The sequence below is a fragment of the Sphingomonas aerolata genome, from assembly GCF_023935825.1.
GTDB lineage: Bacteria > Pseudomonadota > Alphaproteobacteria > Sphingomonadales > Sphingomonadaceae > Sphingomonas > Sphingomonas aerolata.
On record NZ_CP098762.1, the window covers coordinates 1,238,747 to 1,255,127 of the forward strand.

Annotated in this window: 12 protein-coding genes and 1 tRNA gene; 4 read left to right on the plus strand and 9 right to left on the minus strand. The window is 66.0% G+C overall.

Annotated features, from left to right (window positions below; all coding sequences use genetic code 11):
* Positions 1–57: 57 nt before the first annotated feature.
* Positions 58–672, minus strand: coding sequence for a TetR/AcrR family transcriptional regulator (locus NEF64_RS05820; RefSeq protein ID WP_031441750.1), 615 nt, complete (start codon positions 670–672; stop codon positions 58–60).
* 160 nt (positions 673–832) lie between these two features.
* Between NEF64_RS05820 and NEF64_RS05825 the strand changes: the two genes are divergently transcribed.
* Positions 833–1,696 (plus strand): NAD(P)-dependent oxidoreductase, encoded by an 864-nt coding sequence (locus NEF64_RS05825; protein WP_056406399.1) that lies wholly within the window; start codon positions 833–835, stop codon positions 1,694–1,696.
* Here NEF64_RS05825 and NEF64_RS05830 read toward each other — a convergent pair.
* The 5 genes from NEF64_RS05830 to NEF64_RS05850 form a co-directional block, all read right to left on the minus strand.
* Entirely contained in the window at positions 1,693–2,064 is a 372-nt protein-coding gene (locus NEF64_RS05830) for a thiol-disulfide oxidoreductase DCC family protein (RefSeq protein WP_056406159.1), read from the minus strand. The two genes, NEF64_RS05825 and NEF64_RS05830, sit on opposite strands and share 4 nt — an antisense overlap.
* Positions 2,061–2,636: a TspO/MBR family protein gene (locus NEF64_RS05835; protein ID WP_082446761.1), complete on the minus strand. Its 576-nt coding sequence runs from the start codon at positions 2,634–2,636 to the stop codon at positions 2,061–2,063. The genes NEF64_RS05830 and NEF64_RS05835 overlap by 4 nt, the downstream gene beginning before the upstream one ends.
* Positions 2,637–2,639: 3 nt before the next feature.
* Positions 2,640–2,891 (minus strand): glutaredoxin domain-containing protein, encoded by a 252-nt coding sequence (locus tag NEF64_RS05840; protein ID WP_235516353.1) that lies wholly within the window; start codon positions 2,889–2,891, stop codon positions 2,640–2,642.
* A 91-nt stretch (positions 2,892–2,982) separates the two neighbouring features.
* Entirely contained in the window at positions 2,983–4,002 is a 1,020-nt protein-coding gene (locus NEF64_RS05845) for a phytase (protein ID WP_056406160.1), read from the minus strand.
* Positions 4,002–7,058 carry a TonB-dependent receptor gene (locus NEF64_RS05850; protein ID WP_162235375.1) on the minus strand — a complete coding sequence of 1,019 codons (3,057 nt, stop codon included), beginning with the start codon at positions 7,056–7,058 and terminating at the stop codon, positions 4,002–4,004. The genes NEF64_RS05845 and NEF64_RS05850 overlap by 1 nt, the downstream gene beginning before the upstream one ends.
* A 278-nt stretch (positions 7,059–7,336) precedes the next feature.
* Here NEF64_RS05850 and NEF64_RS05855 point away from each other — a divergent pair.
* Positions 7,337–7,410: transfer RNA gene (locus tag NEF64_RS05855), tRNA-Gly, on the plus strand.
* A gap of 95 nt (positions 7,411–7,505) precedes the next feature.
* Here NEF64_RS05855 and NEF64_RS05860 read toward each other — a convergent pair.
* Positions 7,506–9,128 (minus strand): OFA family MFS transporter, encoded by a 1,623-nt coding sequence (locus NEF64_RS05860; RefSeq protein WP_199848935.1) that lies wholly within the window; start codon positions 9,126–9,128, stop codon positions 7,506–7,508.
* 123 nt (positions 9,129–9,251) lie between these two features.
* Positions 9,252–9,926 carry a fumarylacetoacetate hydrolase family protein gene (locus NEF64_RS05865; protein ID WP_031393742.1) on the minus strand — a complete coding sequence of 225 codons (675 nt, stop codon included), beginning with the start codon at positions 9,924–9,926 and terminating at the stop codon, positions 9,252–9,254.
* Between the two features lie 141 nt (positions 9,927–10,067).
* On the opposite strand from NEF64_RS05865, the gene NEF64_RS05870 reads away from it, so the two are divergent.
* Together NEF64_RS05870 and NEF64_RS05875 are read left to right on the plus strand one after the other, a co-directional pair.
* Entirely contained in the window at positions 10,068–11,159 is a 1,092-nt protein-coding gene (locus NEF64_RS05870) for a catalase family protein (RefSeq protein WP_056406162.1), read from the plus strand.
* 1 nt (position 11,160) lies between these two features.
* Positions 11,161–11,925: a metallophosphoesterase family protein gene (locus NEF64_RS05875; RefSeq protein WP_031393740.1), complete on the plus strand. Its 765-nt coding sequence runs from the start codon at positions 11,161–11,163 to the stop codon at positions 11,923–11,925.
* Between the two features lie 113 nt (positions 11,926–12,038).
* On the opposite strand, the gene rpoC is transcribed toward NEF64_RS05875, so the two are convergent.
* Complete coding sequence (gene rpoC, locus NEF64_RS05880; RefSeq protein WP_031393739.1) at positions 12,039–16,325, minus strand: DNA-directed RNA polymerase subunit beta'; 4,287 nt, start codon at positions 16,323–16,325, stop codon at positions 12,039–12,041.
* Positions 16,326–16,381: the final 56 nt, after the last annotated feature.

A 16,381-nucleotide genomic window follows, 5' to 3' on the forward strand; every position in this document is an offset into this window, starting at 1 on the left:
CAGCAACCGTGCCTTGGGGGAGGGGAGCGCGCGATCGAGGCGTGCGTGCCCCGGCACCTAGCGCGTCGGCCAGACCATCATGCAGGTGTCGACAAGCTGATTGAGCTCGCCACAGGTGGCGCCCGATCCGCCCTGGATCGCCAGCCCTTGCATGACCGCGAACAGATAGCGCGCGAGAGCGGGCGACTCGAGACCGTCGGGGAACTCGCCCGCAGCCTTGGCCTCGTCGAACCGGCGGATCAGCGCAGCCTGTGACGACTCGCGGCGTTTGGCGACCTCGGCCTTGATCGGTTCGGCCTCGACGCCACAGGCAACGCTGCTGATGATGCTCAGGCACCCCTTGGGATCGCAGGTGCTCGTCTGCATCTGGAGTGCCCCGCGCAGCAGCCGCTCGGCCACGGCCTTGGCGGTCGGCGCATCGAGCGCGGAGGTCATATAAGCGAGCTTTTCGCGTTCGTAGAGGTCGAGCGCCTTGTGAAACAAGGCTTCCTTGTTGCCGAACGCGGCATAGAGGCTCGGCTTGGTAATCTTCATCTCGGCCGTGAGTTCGGCCATCGACGCCGCCTCATACCCGTTTCGCCAGAAAACGCGCAGCGCGGCCGCAAGCGCCTCCTCGAGATCGAACTCGCGGGGGCGGCCCTTGGGGGCAGTGAGCGTGCACAAGCTATTCATACCAGTCGGTATATAGGCACAAGTGGAAAAACGTCCAGTATCCCGGACGTTCCGGGACCGATCAACCGGCGTGCGCGCGTCGAACATCCGCGCCGCCCGCGCGTTGGGCGGGGCAGGACCGGCGGGTGATCCTCCTGCGGTCGGACAAGGGATTATGATCATGAGAATCGGGTTTATCGGTCTGGGCCAGATGGGGCATGCCATGGCCGCCAATCTGGTCGAGGCGGGTCATGAGGTGACGGTGTGGAACCGCTCGCCGGACAAGGCCGATGCGCTGGTCGAACGTGGCGCGGCTCGCGCCGCGACGCCCGCCGAAGCGGCGCAGGGCGACGTGGTGATGACGATGCTGGCGGACGATGCCGCACTGGAGGCGGTGGTCTACGGCGATGACGGGATCCTCGGTGCGCCGGCGGTCCATGTATCGCACAGCACGATCAGCGTCGCGCTGGCGGAGCGGCTGACGGCGGACCAGAACGAGGCCGGTGGCTATGTCGCGGCCCCCGTCTTCGGTCGTCCGCCCGCGGCGGCGGCGGCGATGCTGTTCGTCGTCGCGGCGGGACGCGACGATCTGATCGCCCGGTGCGAGCCCGCACTGGATGCGATCAGCCAGCGCGTGTTCCGTGTCGGCGAGATGCCGTCCGCCGCCAATCTGGTGAAGCTCAGCGGCAATTTCATGATCATGGCGGCGGTCGAGGCGATGGCGGAGGCGATGACGCTGGCGGAAAAGGGCGGGGTCGAACCGGCGCTGCTGCTCGAGGTGCTGACGGGTACGCTGTTCAACGCGCCGGTCTACAAGACGTATGGCGAGATGCTGGTCGAACAGCGGTTTACACCCGCGGGCTTTGCCGCACCGCTGGGGCTGAAGGACATGAACCTCGTCGACACCGCGGCGGGCCGACTGCGTACGCCGATGCCGCTGCTCGGCGTGGTGCGCGATCATCTGCGCGCCGCGATCGCGCAGGAGGGGGAGGATGTCGACTGGTCGGCGGTGGGCGCCGCTGTCCGGCGCAACGCCGGGCTTTAGCGCCGCCGCTCGTCTGCATGCCGGCCGCGCAATGCGGCCCGCAGGCGGGGTCGCACCACGAGAAAGCCGAGATAGGCACGCTCGAGCAGGCGGAGCGCCGTGCCATTACGCGCGAGCAGGCCGAGCGGCCGCAGCATCGGGATCGCGCGCCACATCGCGGCGAACGCCGCGGCGCCCGACAGCATCGTCCCGTCCTCGCGCGCATGAAACCGCGCGAGCAGGTCCCGGCGGTCGATCGGGCAACTCGCATCGGGATCGGTGGCATCGACAAAGGTGATCGCGCCGCGCCGGTCGAGCCGCCGCATGAGCGCGATCTCGCGCCGGCATAACGGGCAGTCGCCATCATGCCAGACGACCAGATCGGTCACCGGGCGTCCGCCGCGTCGGAGTCTGGATTGCGCGCGCTGATGCGCGTGGCGAGCAACGTCGCAAAGCCGAGCCAGCCCACGAACGGCACGCCGAGCAGCGCCGCGGGACGATCGACCTTCGCCGCCGCCGCGACATACGCACCGCCGGTTGCGACCATCGTGCCTGCGACGACTGCACCGGATCGCAGCGCCCGCTTGCGAAAGAAGATCTCGGTCCAGCCGCCGACCATCGCGGTGTTGAGCAGCCACAGCCCGACCGCACTCGTGCGACGTGGCCCCGCGGGCTGGCGGAGCAGACGATATCCGCCGACCGCGAGCCCGGTCTCAAGCACCGGCCACACCGCGCCGAACACGGCATCGGGCGGGGTATAGCTGGGCTTGTCGAGCCGCTTGTACCAGCGGCGGGTCCGCGGATGAGAGGGGTCGGGCGCATTGCGGCGACCGATCGCGGCGCTGACGCCGAGGACCGACACGACGATCAGTGCGGCAGCGGTCCGCGACAGCACTGGCGGTGGCGGTGGCGCATGCGCCGGAACGGGCGACGCGACCGGATGGTGATCAGGATGGGCCATCGCTCAGCGCTCCGCCAGATAGCGTTCGAGATCGTCGCAACCACCGATCGTTTCGCCATCGATCACGATCAGCGGGGTTGTCGCGATGCCGTGCTCGGTCTTGAACGCCTCGACCGCATCCCGGTCGCGCAAAATCTGGTCGTCGACGTCATAGCCTTCGGCCTGAAGCAGCTGCTTGGCGCGGACGCCGAACGGGCAGGTGTGATCGGGCAGCACCATCCGGTGCAGCGTCGCGGTACGGGTCTGGGTCATCATCGTCCTCGGATCTGCGGCCTCTCGATACGCCGATCGATGCCAGATCCTATAGCGCGGGATGGCCCCAGACGTTCCCCGCGGCTGTCGCAGGCTAGTGCCGCAGGGCGCGACGCACGGCGGTCCAGCTGACGAACTTGAAGTTCTGCGTGTCGGGGGCGTTGTCGCCGTCCTGCGCGACGAACAGGCCGCCCGGATAGGCCGGGCCGAAATCGCCGAGCATCAGGTCGATGCCGTCGGTATCGCTGGTCCCGTCGATCGCCCCGCCGCCGATCCGGAACCGCCCCGCATAGGTGACGCCGGGCAGGCGGTAGAGCGTATAGGCGTTGTCGCCTTGGCTTGAGACAACCAGATAGCCGCCGCGTCGGCCCGAGGGCGCGAGCGCGAGGCCTTCCGCATCGGCGACGAGCGTCTTGCCGTCGACCCGCGCGATCGACGTCGCGGTCGCCGGTGCCGCCGGATCCGCGTCGAACCGCCAGAGCCCGACATCTTCTTCCGCGACGTAGAGCAGCCCGGTCCGGTCGTCGACGACGCAGCCCTCGGCCTGGCTCGCGAGCTTCATCGAGCGGACTGTCGTGACCTTGGGGACCGTGCCCGAGACGTCGATCGCGAGCTGATCGATCCGCCCGTCCTTCAGCACGACGAAGCCGAACAGCGCGTGATCGCGCGCGCGCGTCCACAGGCACATGCCATAAGCCTCGCCCGGGCCGACCGGGAAGCGGCCGAGCGGCACGAGCCTCGCCGCCGCGGTGTCGAGCGTGAACAGCGACACATGCGCGGTGTCGACATCGGCGCGGTCGCTTGCCGCCGCGATCACGCGCGTGCCGACGGTGCGCAGGTCGACATTGTTCAGCCGGTCGGCGGGCGTGAAGCTCAGCCGCTTGCCGGCCAGGCTGTAGACGTGGATGCCCGCCTTCTTGTCCGTCCCGATGACCAGGCTCTTCGCCGGGTCCGCGGGGTTGCGCCAGATCGCGGGATCGTCCGCCGCATCCGCCGCGGTATCGACCGGATCGGTTTCCGCAGTCGCCGCGACCAGCGGCGCGGTGGCCGTCTGGGGCACGCTCGTGGTCGCGCAGCCGGCGAGGATCAGCGCGACGAGCGGCAAAGCGCGCATCAGAAGGTCACCCGCACGCCGCCGGTATAGCGCCGCCCGAACGTCTCATGCTCGATCGTATAGGCGGACGAGCCGGCATAGCGGCGGCCGGGGCCGTTCAGGAGATTGGCAAAGTCGCCGTAGATCTCGACATTGTTGTTGATCGCGTACCGCACGCTGGCGTCGAGCTCATTGTCCTTCGCCCAGTAGAAGTCGCCGCCGTCGATCCCGCGGACGACGCCGCCGATCGTGTCGGTGCCGCCGATCGCATCGAGCCATGCCGAGCGGTTCTGATAGGACACCCGCGCCGAAAAACCGTATTTCTCATAATAGGCGATCAGATTGTAGATCGCGTCCGACGCACCGGGCAGCGGCACCTTGCGCGAGGGCAGGGCAGCGGTCCCCGGCGTCTCGGCGCGGCTCTTGTTGATCGTCGCGTTGAGCTGGACGCCGAAGCCACCCATCCATTCGGGCAGCCCGAGATCGGCAGTGAAAGGCTCGAGCTGCTGCTGGATCGCACCCTCGATGCCCATGATATAGCCGCTGCCGCCGTTGACGATCGTCGAATAGAGATAGCCCGATCGGTCGACGCCGCCGGTGTTCAGCGTCGTCCGCCCGAACGTCTGCGTCGAATCGAACAAGACGTCGGTGACGTCCTTGTAATAGGCACCGATCGAGAGGAAGCCGCGCGGCATCGTGTAATATTCGACATAGAGATCGACGCCCTTCGCCTTTTCGGGCTTCGCATCGGGATTGCCGCCGGAGATGGTGGCGTTCGCATCGTTATAGCTGAGATTGGGGCGCAGCTGATCATAATCCGGACGCGCGGCGCCGGTGTTGAACGACAGCCGTGCCTTCATCCGGTCGTCGACGTCCCAGTTGAGGTGTAGGCTGGGATAGACCAGCGTCTGGCTCGACTTCACGTCGATCGGGGTGGTGACCGTCGTCGCCGCGCTGCCGGTGCCGACCGTGCCGATCGAGAAGGCGCGTGCGTCGTTGCGGATATGCTCGACGCGGGCGCCGCCGATGATGCTGCCCCAGCCGGTCGTCGCGGTCGCCATCGCATAGGCCGAATAGACCTTTTCGCCGACGTCGTAGAAATTGGCGTCGCTGCGCACATAGCTGCCGACCGCCTTGGCCTGATCGACCAGTCCGAGAACCTTGTCGCGGTCGAAATACTGGAAGGTGTAGCCGAGCGGGATCTCGCCCTGGAACCCGCCGGGCTTGGCGATCGCCGAATAGTCCGTCGCGATACCCGCCGCGGCGAACTGCGCGGGCGTCGACAGGTCGAGGAGATATTCGTTCGACGTCTTGGTGCGGTCGTCATAGCGCACGCCGGCGGCGAGGATCGTCGAGGCGCCGAACACCGACGCCTCGCGGCTGACGTCGAGCTTGGCGGTATAGGCCTCGGTCACGTCCTGCGCCTTGAGCGAGCGCAGGCGCGACAGGGTGCGCGGGAAATCCTCGATCGCCGTGACCCGGTCGCCGCGCGAAAAGCTGCCATCGGCGTTGCGGATCGTCCGGTACAGCTGCACCTTGGCGAGCTGCGGATCGGTCAGGTCATAGCCGACGGTCAGGCGGTTGGCGGCATTCGCGCCGTTGGTGCCGAACGAGGGGCTGTCATAGTTGAGCTGCGCAGGCTGCGACCGGTCGTCGATCGACCGGGTGTAGTTGCCGCGCCACGCGACCTTCCAGTCGCCGAGTTCGTGATCGCCGCCCAGCGTGTTGGTGAACACCGACTGCTTGTACTTGCGCACCGTGAAGTTCGAATTGAGATCGATCCCGTACACCGTGCCGAGCAGGGGGGTGTTGCCGGTGCAGACATCGGCATAGCCCGTGGTGCCCGAGGCGGGTCGCGCATTGACCGCGCACGCTGCGGTGCCGTTCGGGGTGCGCGACTGCTGGTCGTCCAGATCGAAGATGTAGTTGTTACGCTGCTCGTCATCCTCGAACGCCGAATAGATCGTCTCGGCGAACAGCTTGTGGCCGGGGGCGGGGCGCCAGTCGAGCCGGCTCGACAGCGAATAGTTCTTGCGCGTCAGCCGGTAGAGCTTGTTCTCGGTCTCGCGCGCCCAGTTGCGCGTCTCGTACCCGGGGCGCAGGTCGCGGTCGACCGCTTCGAAATCGGTCTCGAAATTGTCGGTGACCATGCCGCGGCGATAGAGGCTGGCGGACGAGACGATGCCGAATTCGCCGATCCCCGTGTCGAATCGGTCGGACACGACGAGCGAGCCTTCATATTCGGTCTTCTTGCCGAGCTCGACATGGCCGAGGCCGCCCTTGGCCTGAACCTTCAGCCCCGGATAGTCGAACGCCGACCGGGTGATGATGTCGACATTGCCCGCGATCGTCTCGCCGGTCATGTCGGGGGTCACCGCTTTCCGCACGATGATCTGCGACGCGATCGCCGAGGGGATCGAATCGAACCGTGCGTCGCGACCTTCCGGGCTGACCACGTTGATCCCGTCGAACGACAGCGTCGTCCAGTTGATCGGGCTGCCGCGCAGCGTGATGTAGCGGGCCTGGCCCTGGTCGCGCTGGACGCCGACGCCGGGCAGGCGGCTGACCGCCTGCGCGACATTCTGGTCGGGCAGGCGCCCGATCGAATCCGACGCGATTACCGAGACAAGCGAGGGGCTGGTCCGCTGAATCTGCAGCGCTGCCGCTTCTGACTCGGCGATCGGGCGCGATCCCGAAACGACGATCTCGTCGCCGGCCGCGTTGGTCTCGATCGTCATTGCGACATCGAGCACGACCGCCGCGTCGGTGACCGTGACGCTGCGCCGGGCATCGGGAAAGCCGACATAGCGGACGACGACGTCATGCGTCCCGGCGGGGATCCCGGCCAGCGTAAACTGGCCCGCGCGATCTGCCGCGGTCGCGAGCCCCAGCGCGGGGATCGAAACCGATGCGCCGTCGAGATAGTCGCCGCTGCCGGCCTGCGAGATCGTCCCGGTGATGCTGGCATTGCCACGCGGGGCGGGGGCTGCGGCTGCGGCAGGGCCATCGACCGGTTCGGCGCGGGCGATCCCGATCGCGAGCGGGATCATCGCGCTGCCGATAAGAAGCGCGCGCAAGACAGCAGGGCCGCGTGCGCGGTGTGACAGGCCGATGATCATGATGGTCCCCCGATTGGTCCAGCTATGGGCTGGCTTGCCGGGGTGCCTATTGCAGACCAATGGCAGCGTGGTGACACGGGGGTGACAGTTTCGTTACGTCGTGCCCCGCGTCCCTCGACACAGCGCGCCATTCCGCGTCGAGAAGCATCTTGCGTCGCTAACGCCGAGCCGATAGACGCTCGCCATCGCATCGCGACCGCCGGCGCTCATCCGCCGCACGGACGTACAGTCGATATGCGGGTGTAGCTCAATGGTAGAGCTTTTGCTTCCCAAGCAAGTGACGAGGGTTCGATTCCCTTCACCCGCTCCACGCCGACACCGTCGGTGCCAACGCAAATCCCTTTCCACGCCGACCACCGGGTCGCGATCGCCTGTCCGGCGATGCGACCGCGGTGTCGCGTTCGTTCACTTGATCAGGATGACCGCCTTCGACAGCGTCATGTAGATCCCCCAGAGGATCGGCACGCCCACCGCCAGCCAGGCGAGGATGACGGTCGACCGCGATCCACCGCCATGCTGTGCGCTGGTGGTGGCCGTCGCGGCGTCGACGGCAGTCGTCGACGCCACACCCTCGGTAACCGGCATGTGGAAGCGGCTTGCCACCGGCTTGACGAACAGGTTGGCGACGAAGCCGACCACGAGCATCGCCGCTAGCATCAGGAAGATCGGCTGATAGACCTGATCGCGCGGGATCCCTGCGGCGATCCGCCCGTCGCGCATGTTGGCGACGAGCAGCGGCCCGACGACGCCCGCGGTCGACCAGGCGGTCAGCAGCCGGCCGTGGATCGCGCCGACGAACTTTGTCCCGAATATGTCCGCCAGATAGGCGGGCACGGTCGCGAAGCCGCCGCCATAGGTCGAGGCGAGGATGCAGAAGACGAGGATGAAGAGACCGAGGCTGGTGCCGGCGAGTGCGGGGGCGGCGATACCATAGAGCACAGCGCTGATCGCCAGGATCACCGCGTAGAGCGGCTTGCGCCCCAGCCGGTCAGAGAACCACGCCCAGAAGAAGCGGCCACCGATGTTGAACAGGCTGATCGCGCCGACGAACCCGGCACCGACCGCCGCCGCGGCGACCTTCTGACTGTCGCTGAATGCGGTGAAGAGCACGCCCGGCGCATCGATCAGGCGACCGCCGAAGATCTCCTGGAGCATCGGCGAGGCGACACCGATGATGCCGATCGACGCGGAGACGTTGAGCAGCAGGACGATCCAGATGAGCCAGAATTGCGGCGTCTTGTGCGCATCCTTCAGATCGACGTTGAACCGGCTGATCGTTGCCTTGGCATCGGTCGGCGGGGTCCAGCCGGCGGGCTTCCAGCCCTCGGCAGGCACGCGGTAGCCGAGCGCGCCGGCCATCATGAACACGAAATAGATGACTGCGAGGACGAGGAACGTCTGCCAGACGCCGACGCCGGTCGGGCCGGAGAAGTGCTTCATCAGAGAATTGGCGAGCGGGCTGCCGATCATCGCGCCGCCGCCAAAGCCCATGATCGCCATGCCCGTCGCCATGCCGCGCCGGTCCGGAAACCATTTGATCAGCGTCGAGACGGGCGAGATATAGCCGAGACCCAGACCGATGCCGCCGATCACGCCCGAACCGAGCCAGATAAGCCACAACTGGTGCATCGACACGCCGATCGCGCCGATCCCCATCCCGCCGCACCAGCAGAACGCGGCGACGACGCCGGCCTTGCGCGGACCGGCGCGTTCGAGCCAGCCGCCCCAGATCGCCGCGGCGGCGCCGAGGACGACGAAGAAGAGCGTGTAGGTCCAGACGAGGTCGCTGACCCGCCAGTCGCAGGTCGTGGTCGTCAGCGCCTGGGCCAGCGTCATGCTTTCGCAGAGCACCGGATCGGTGATTCCGATCGCGCGCGACAGCGGCAGCCAGAACACGCTGAAGCCATAGGCCATGCCGATGCACAGATGGATGGCGAGCGCGCAGGGCGGCACCAGCCAGCGATCAAAACCCGGCCCCGCTACCGTCCGTGCCCGGTCGAGCAGCCCGCCGGTTGATCCATCCGCCATCATCATCCCCTTTTTATGAAGGGGATGCATGCGGGCGGGCGGCGACAAAGGAAAGCCGACTAAGGTCGGGGACGACTATATTTATACAAAAACATCGTCCCCGCCACGTCGATCAGGGGTCGGTCAGGCGTCGAACAGGATCTCGAGCGGCTCGAGATCGGTGATCGTCGCGCGGACCTGTGCCCCGGGCAGGATCGGCCCGACGCCCGCGGGGGTGCCGGTGAAGATCAGATCGCCGGGGGCGAGCTCGACCTGACGCGACAGCGCGGCGACCACTTCGGCAACCGACCAGATCATCATTGACAGGTCGCCCGACTGGCGCGGTTCGCCGTCGATCGTCAGCCCGATCGCACCCGTTGCGGGCGGCGCGCCGGGCGTGAGCGCGGCGATCGGGGCGGACCGGTCGAACCCCTTGGCCATGTCCCATGGCCGCCCGGCCGCCTTGGCCGCCGCCTGCAGGTCGCGCCGCGTCAGGTCGATACCGACCGCATGACCGAAGATCTTCGCCGTCGCCTCCGTCGCATCGATGTCCCGCCCGCCCGCGCCCAGCGCGACGACCAGTTCGACCTCGTGATGCAGATCCTGCGTCATGCTCGGATAGGGCAGGGTGCCGCCTCCGGGCACGACGGCATCGGCTGGCTTGGAGAAGAAAAAGGGCTGCTGCCGATCGGGATCCGACCCCATTTCGCGCGCGTGGTCGGCGTAATTCTGCCCGACGCAGAAGATCCTGCGGACCGGAAACCGCGCCGAGGATCCGACGATCGCGATCGTGGGGGCGGTGACGACGGGAATCTGCATCGGTTTCTCCTTCGATGGGCGCCGACCGCGTGGACCGGGGCGCGGTGCTTTGCAACAGCGTGCGGGATCGTACCGATCGCCCGTGCAGCGGGAACGTCGCGGAGTTCGGCGGGTTTGGATCGGAAACGACAGGAGATCCGCATGTCCACCCAGCCCGTACGATTCGCCCCCTCGGTCGAAACCATCGCCGACGACGAGGCCGAGACGCTGGCGTCGCTCAAGGACAGCTTTCGCGAGATCCTCGAGACCACGTCGCAGGACTATGCGCATGCCGTGCGCGCGGTTCATGCCAAGGCGCATGGCATCGCGCGCGGCACACTCACGATCGCCGACGGCCTGCCCGAAACGCTCGCGCAGGGCATTTTCGCGCAGCCGGGGCGTCATGAAGCGGTGCTGCGCATCTCGACGAACGCGGGCGACATTCTGGATGACAGCGTCAGCCTGCCGCGGGGCGTCGCGCTGAAGATCTTGGACGTCCAAGGCGATCGCCTGCCGGGTTCGGAAGGCGAGACGACGCAGGACTTCATCATGGTCAACGCGCCCGTTTTCGCGGCACCCGATCCCAAGGCCTTCTCGAAGAACCTCAAGCTGCTCGCCAAGACGACCGACCGTTTCGACGGTGTGAAGAAGGCGATGTCGGCGACCTTCCGCGTCGTCGAATCCGCACTGGAGGCGGTCGGGGCGGAGTCCGCGAAGCTCAAGACGCTCGGCGGCGCAAAACCCGTCCACCCGCTTGGGGAAACCTATTTCTCGCAGACGCCGCTGCGCTACGGCAATTATATCGCCAAGGTCGCGCTGTTCCCGGTCTCGCCCGCGCTGACGCGACTGACCGGCGATACGGTCGACATCACCGCGCGCCCCGATGCGTTGCGGGAAGTCGTGCGCGAGGAGCTGATCGAGCATGGCGGTGTCTGGGAACTGCGCGTCCAGTTGAACACCGACCTCGACGCGATGCCGATCGAGGACGCGACGGTCGAATGGGATCAGCAGGTGAGCCCGTTCGTCACGGTCGCCACGCTCGAGGTGGCGCCGCAAATCTCCTGGGAACATGGCGTCACCGATCATACCGACGATGCACTGTCCTACAGCGTTTGGCACGGGGTGGTCGACCATCAGCCGCTGGGCGGCGTCAATCGCGTCCGCAAGGAGACCTATGAGCTCTCGGCGGGATTCCGCGGGACGTTCAACGGGTGTCCGATGCACCAGCCCAAGACGCTGGCCGAACTTGCCTGACATGGCAGATGTTTCAGGACGCTCGCACACGCTGTTTCACGTCAGCGACGTTCATTTCGGGGCGGAGGATCCGGCAGCGCTCGCCTGGTTCTCCGCCTGTGTCGAGGCGGAGCGGCCCGACGCGGTGATCATGACCGGCGATCTGACGATGCGCGCCACGAAGGAGGAGTTCCAGCGTGGCGGCGACTGGTTGCGCAGCCTTGGCGTGCCCGTCACGCTCGAGGTCGGCAATCACGACATCCCCTATTACTGGGACCCGTTCCGCCGGTTCTTCTCGCCCTATCAGCGTTACGCTGCGGTCGAATCGATGATCGAGAAGCCCCTGGAACTGCCCGGGATCACGATCGTCCCGCTCAAGACGACGGCACGCGCGCAGTGGCGCTGGAACTGGTCGAAGGGGCGTGTCAGCCCGGGGTCGCTGTCGCGCGCGCTGGCGATGATCGAGGATGTGCCGAAGGATCACCTGGTCTTCGTCGCGGCGCACCATCCGCTGATCGAAGGCGGCACGACCGGGACAGCAAAGACCCGCCATGGCGACAGCGCATTGACCGCACTGGCCGATGCGGGAGCGCATGCCGTGCTGTCAGGTCATGTCCACGATCCCTTCGACATTCCCGTCGAACGCAGCGGCCGGGAAATCCGCATGATCGGTGCCGGCACCCTGTCCAAGCGGACGCGCGGCAGTCCGCCCGCGTTCAACGAACTGCGCGTCACCGGCCAGCAGCTCCGGACTATCCCGCGCACGATGGGCGAAAGCGCCGGCTGAAGCCGTGACGGGGCGCGCTTCGACCGGTCCGCCCCGCCATTCGCCTGAAACGACAAAGGCCGCCGCCCGGATATCCGGACGGCGGCCTTTTTATTGGCGTCTGATGCGCCCGATTACTCGGGCTTGTTCAGATACTCGCCGGCATCCGCATCGGTGCCGGTGCCCGAGGTCACGACTTCGCCAAGCGCGTCGTCCCCCGTGCCGCCGGAATCGCGCGGCGAGCGGGCGAGTTCGGCGTCATGCTCTTCCTTCGCCGACTTCGGCGCGATGATCGAGGCTTCGGCCATCTTGCGCTGGGCGACGCGCATCGAGGCATCGCGGCTGTTCGCCACGACCCGCAGGCGGTTGAGGCCTGCGCCGGTGCCTGCCGGGATGAGCCGGCCGACGATCACGTTCTCCTTCAGACCCATCAGCATGTCCTGCTTACCCTGGACCGCGGCCTCGGTGAGAACGCGGGTGGTCTCCTGGAACGATGCCGCCGAGATGAAGCTGCGGGTCTGCAGCGACGCCTTGGTGATACCGAGCAGGATGGGCTTGCCCTGTGCACGGGTCTGCTTCTTGTCGAGCTTCTCGTTGGTCGCGTCCATTTCCTCGCGATCGACCTGCTCGCCCTTCAGCAGCGTGGTGTCGCCGCCGTCGGTGATCTCGACCTTCTGCAGCATCTGACGAACGATCGTCTCGATGTGCTTGTCGTTGATCTTCACGCCCTGGAGTCGATAGACCTCCTGGATTTCCGACACGAGATACTCGGCGAGGGGCTCGATACCCATCGTCTCGAGGATGTCGTGCGGATCGGGCGAGCCGCCGATCAGGTTGTCGCCGCGCTTGACGTAATCGCCTTCCTGCACGTCGATGACCTTCGACTTCGGCACCAGATACTCGACGACGTCGCCGCCATCCTCGGGCTGGATGCCGATCTTGCGCTTCGCCTTGTAATCCTTGCCGAACACGACGCGGCCCGAGATCTTGGCGATGATCGCCGAGTCCTTTGGGATACGCGCCTCGAACAGCTCGGCAACGCGCGGCAGACCACCGGTGATGTCGCGCGTCTTGGCGCTCTCGCGGCTGACGCGGGCCACGACGTCGCCGCCGAACACCTGTGCACCATCCTCGACCGACAAGGTCGCACCGATCGCCAGCATGTAGCGGCCGGTCTCGCCCGACGTCTCGTCGAGCAGGGTCATGCGCGGACGCAGATCCTCCTTCGACTTGGTCGCCGCACGATATTCGATCACGACGCGCTGGGCGATGCCCGTGGCTTCGTCGGTCTGCTCGGTGAGCGTCTTGCCCTCGATCAGGTCGACATACTTGATCGTGCCCGGGTTCTCCGTGATCACCGGCATGGTGAACGGATCCCACTCGGCCATCCGGTCGCCGCGCGACACGATGTGGCCATCGTCGAACAGCACATATGCGCCGTACGGGATACGATCGACCGAGAGCTCGCGGCCGTCCATGTCGACGATCGCGATTTCACCCGAGCGGCTGAGCACCACACGACGGCCACGCTGGTCGACGATGATACGCAGATCGCGGAACTGCACCGTACCGTCGGCATGCGCCTCGAGGTTCGACGTTTCGTTGAGCTGCGCTGCACCACCGATGTGGAACGTACGCATGGTCAGCTGCGTGCCCGGCTCACCGATCGACTGCGCGGCGATGACGCCGACAGCTTCACCGATGTTCACCGGCGTACCGCGGGCGAGATCGCGCCCGTAGCACTTGCCGCAGACGCCGATCTTGGATTCGCAGACCAGCGGGCTGCGGATCTTGCACGACTGCGTGCCGAGGCCCTCGATCGTCGTGATCATCGGCTCGTCGAGCAGCGTTCCCGACGGGATGATGACCTTGCCGGTCTTCGGATCAGTGATGTCCTCCGCGGTCGTACGACCGAGGATGCGCTCGCCGAGGCTTGCGATCGTCGAACCACCCTGAAGGATCGCCTTCATCTCGAGTGCGCGCGTCGTGCCGCAATCGGGTTCGATGATGACGCAATCCTGCGACACGTCGACCAGACGACGCGTGAGGTACCCCGAGTTCGCCGTCTTCAACGCCGTATCCGCGAGGCCCTTACGAGCGCCGTGGGTCGAGTTGAAGTACTCAAGGACGGTCAGGCCTTCCTTGAAGTTCGAGATGATCGGCGTCTCGATGATCTCGCCCGACGGCTTGGCCATCAGGCCACGCATACCGGCAAGCTGCTTGATCTGCGCCTGCGAACCACGAGCACCCGAATGGGCCATCATGTAGATCGAGTTGATCGGCTTTTCACGGCCGGTCTCCGTATCGACCTTCACCGCACGGATCTCGTCCATCATGGCGTTCGCGACCTGGTCACCGCAACGGCTCCAGGCGTCGATCACCTTGTTGTACTTCTCCTGCTGCGTGATCAGACCGTCCTGATACTGCTGCTCGAAGTCTTTCACGAGTGCCTTGGTATCGTCGACCAGACCGACCTTGGCGTCCGGAATGATCATGTCGTCCTTGCCGAACGAGATGCCGGCGCGGAAGGCGTGACGGAAGCCGAGCGTCATGATCGCATCGGCGAACAGCACGGTCTCCTTCTGGCCGGTGTGACGATAGACCTCGTCGATCACGTCGCCCACGTCCTTCTTAGTGAGCAGGCGGTTGACGGTGTCGAACGGCACCTTGTGGCTGTGCGGCAGGCACTCGCCGAGCAGCATGCGGCCCGGCGTCGTCTCGTAGCGCTTGAGATACTGCTTGCCGTTCTCATCGGTCTGCGGAACGCGGCTGATGATCTTGCTGTGCAGCGTCACGGCCTGGGCGTTCAGTGCCTGATGCACTTCGGCCATGTCGCCGAGCAGCATGCCCTGGCCCGGCTCGTTCTCCTTCATCATCGACAGATAATAGAGACCCAGCACCATGTCCTGCGACGGCACGATGATCGGCTTGCCGTTGGCGGGCGACAGGATGTTGTTCGTCGACATCATCAGGACGCGCGCTTCGAGCTGCGCTTCGAGCGACAGCGGGACGTGGACGGCCATCTGATCGCCGTCGAAATCGGCGTTGAACGCGGAGCAGACCAGCGGGTGAAGCTGGATCGCCTTGCCCTCGATCAGCACTGGCTCGAACGCCTGGATGCCCAGACGGTGAAGCGTGGGCGCACGGTTCAGCATGACCGGATGCTCGCGGATCACCTCGTCCAGGATGTCCCAGACCTCCTTGCGCTCCTTCTCGACCCACTTCTTCGCCTGCTTCAGGGTCATCGACAGACCCTTCGCATCGAGACGCGCGTAGATGAACGGCTTGAACAGCTCGAGCGCCATCTTCTTCGGCAGGCCGCACTGGTGCAGCTTGAGCTCAGGCCCGGTCACGATGACCGAACGACCCGAGTAATCGACGCGCTTGCCGAGAAGATTCTGGCGGAAGCGGCCCTGCTTGCCCTTGAGCATGTCGGACAGCGACTTGAGCGGACGCTTGTTGGCGCCCGTGATCGTGCGACCGCGGCGGCCGTTGTCGAACAATGCGTCGACGGCCTCCTGCAGCATGCGCTTCTCGTTGCGGACGATGATGTCCGGCGCGCGAAGCTCCATCAGGCGCTTCAGGCGGTTGTTGCGGTTGATCACGCGGCGATACAGATCGTTCAGATCCGACGTCGCGAAACGACCACCGTCCAGCGGCACCAGCGGGCGCAGCTCGGGCGGGATGACCGGCACGACCTCGAGGATCATCCATTCGGGGCGGTTGCCCGAATCGATGAAGCTCTCGACGACCTTCAGGCGCTTGATGATCTTCTTGGGCTTCAGCTCGGACTTGGTGACCGCGAGCTCTTCGAGCAGCGTGGTACGCTCACCTTCGAGATCGAGCGACTCCAGCATGATGCGGACCGCCTCGGCACCGATGCCGGCCGAGAACGCGTCCTCGCCATACTGGTCCTGCGCGTCGAGGAGCTCGTCCTCGGTCATCAGCTGATACTTCTCGAGCGGGGTCAGGCCCGGCTCGATGACGATGTACGCCTCGAAGTACAGCACGCGCTCGAGCTGCTTGAGCTGCATGTCGAGCAGCAGGCCGATGCGCGACGGCAGCGACTTCAGGAACCAGATGTGCGCGACCGGGGCGGCGAGCTCGATATGGCCCATCCGCTCGCGGCGGACCTTTGAGACGGTAACCTCGACGCCGCACTTCTCGCAGACGATGCCCTTGTACTTCATGCGCTTGTACTTGCCGCACAGGCACTCGTAATCCTTGATCGGACCGAAGATGCGCGCGCAGAACAGGCCGTCACGCTCGGGCTTGAACGTGCGATAGTTGATGGTCTCGGGCTTCTTGATCTCGCCGAACGACCAGCTGCGGATCTTGTCCGGCGATGCGATGCCGATCTGGATCTGGTCGAACGTCTCGGCCTTGGCGACCGGATTGGCGAAGGGGGTCATCTCGTTCATGAGCTGTCCTTAGGAAAAATCTTCCCCCCTACCGCTTGCGGGAGGGGGAGGGGCCC

Excerpts from the sequence above, each read along its gene's own strand:
- NEF64_RS05820 (WP_031441750.1), bottom strand. The coding sequence starts at position 672 with ATGAATAGCTTGTGCACGCTCACTGCCCCCAAGGGCCGCCCCCGCGAG.
- NEF64_RS05825 (WP_056406399.1), top strand. The coding sequence starts at position 833 with ATGAGAATCGGGTTTATCGGTCTGGGCCAGATGGGGCATGCCATGGCC.
- NEF64_RS05835 (WP_082446761.1), bottom strand. The coding sequence starts at position 2,636 with ATGGCCCATCCTGATCACCATCCGGTCGCGTCGCCCGTTCCGGCGCAT.
- NEF64_RS05840 (WP_235516353.1), bottom strand. The coding sequence starts at position 2,891 with ATGATGACCCAGACCCGTACCGCGACGCTGCACCGGATGGTGCTGCCC.
- NEF64_RS05845 (WP_056406160.1), bottom strand. The coding sequence starts at position 4,002 with ATGCGCGCTTTGCCGCTCGTCGCGCTGATCCTCGCCGGCTGCGCGACC.
- NEF64_RS05860 (WP_199848935.1), bottom strand. The coding sequence starts at position 9,128 with ATGGCGGATGGATCAACCGGCGGGCTGCTCGACCGGGCACGGACGGTA.
- NEF64_RS05865 (WP_031393742.1), bottom strand. The coding sequence starts at position 9,926 with ATGCAGATTCCCGTCGTCACCGCCCCCACGATCGCGATCGTCGGATCC.
- NEF64_RS05870 (WP_056406162.1), top strand. The coding sequence starts at position 10,068 with ATGTCCACCCAGCCCGTACGATTCGCCCCCTCGGTCGAAACCATCGCC.
- NEF64_RS05875 (WP_031393740.1), top strand. The coding sequence starts at position 11,161 with ATGGCAGATGTTTCAGGACGCTCGCACACGCTGTTTCACGTCAGCGAC.
- rpoC (WP_031393739.1), bottom strand. The coding sequence starts at position 16,325 with ATGAACGAGATGACCCCCTTCGCCAATCCGGTCGCCAAGGCCGAGACG.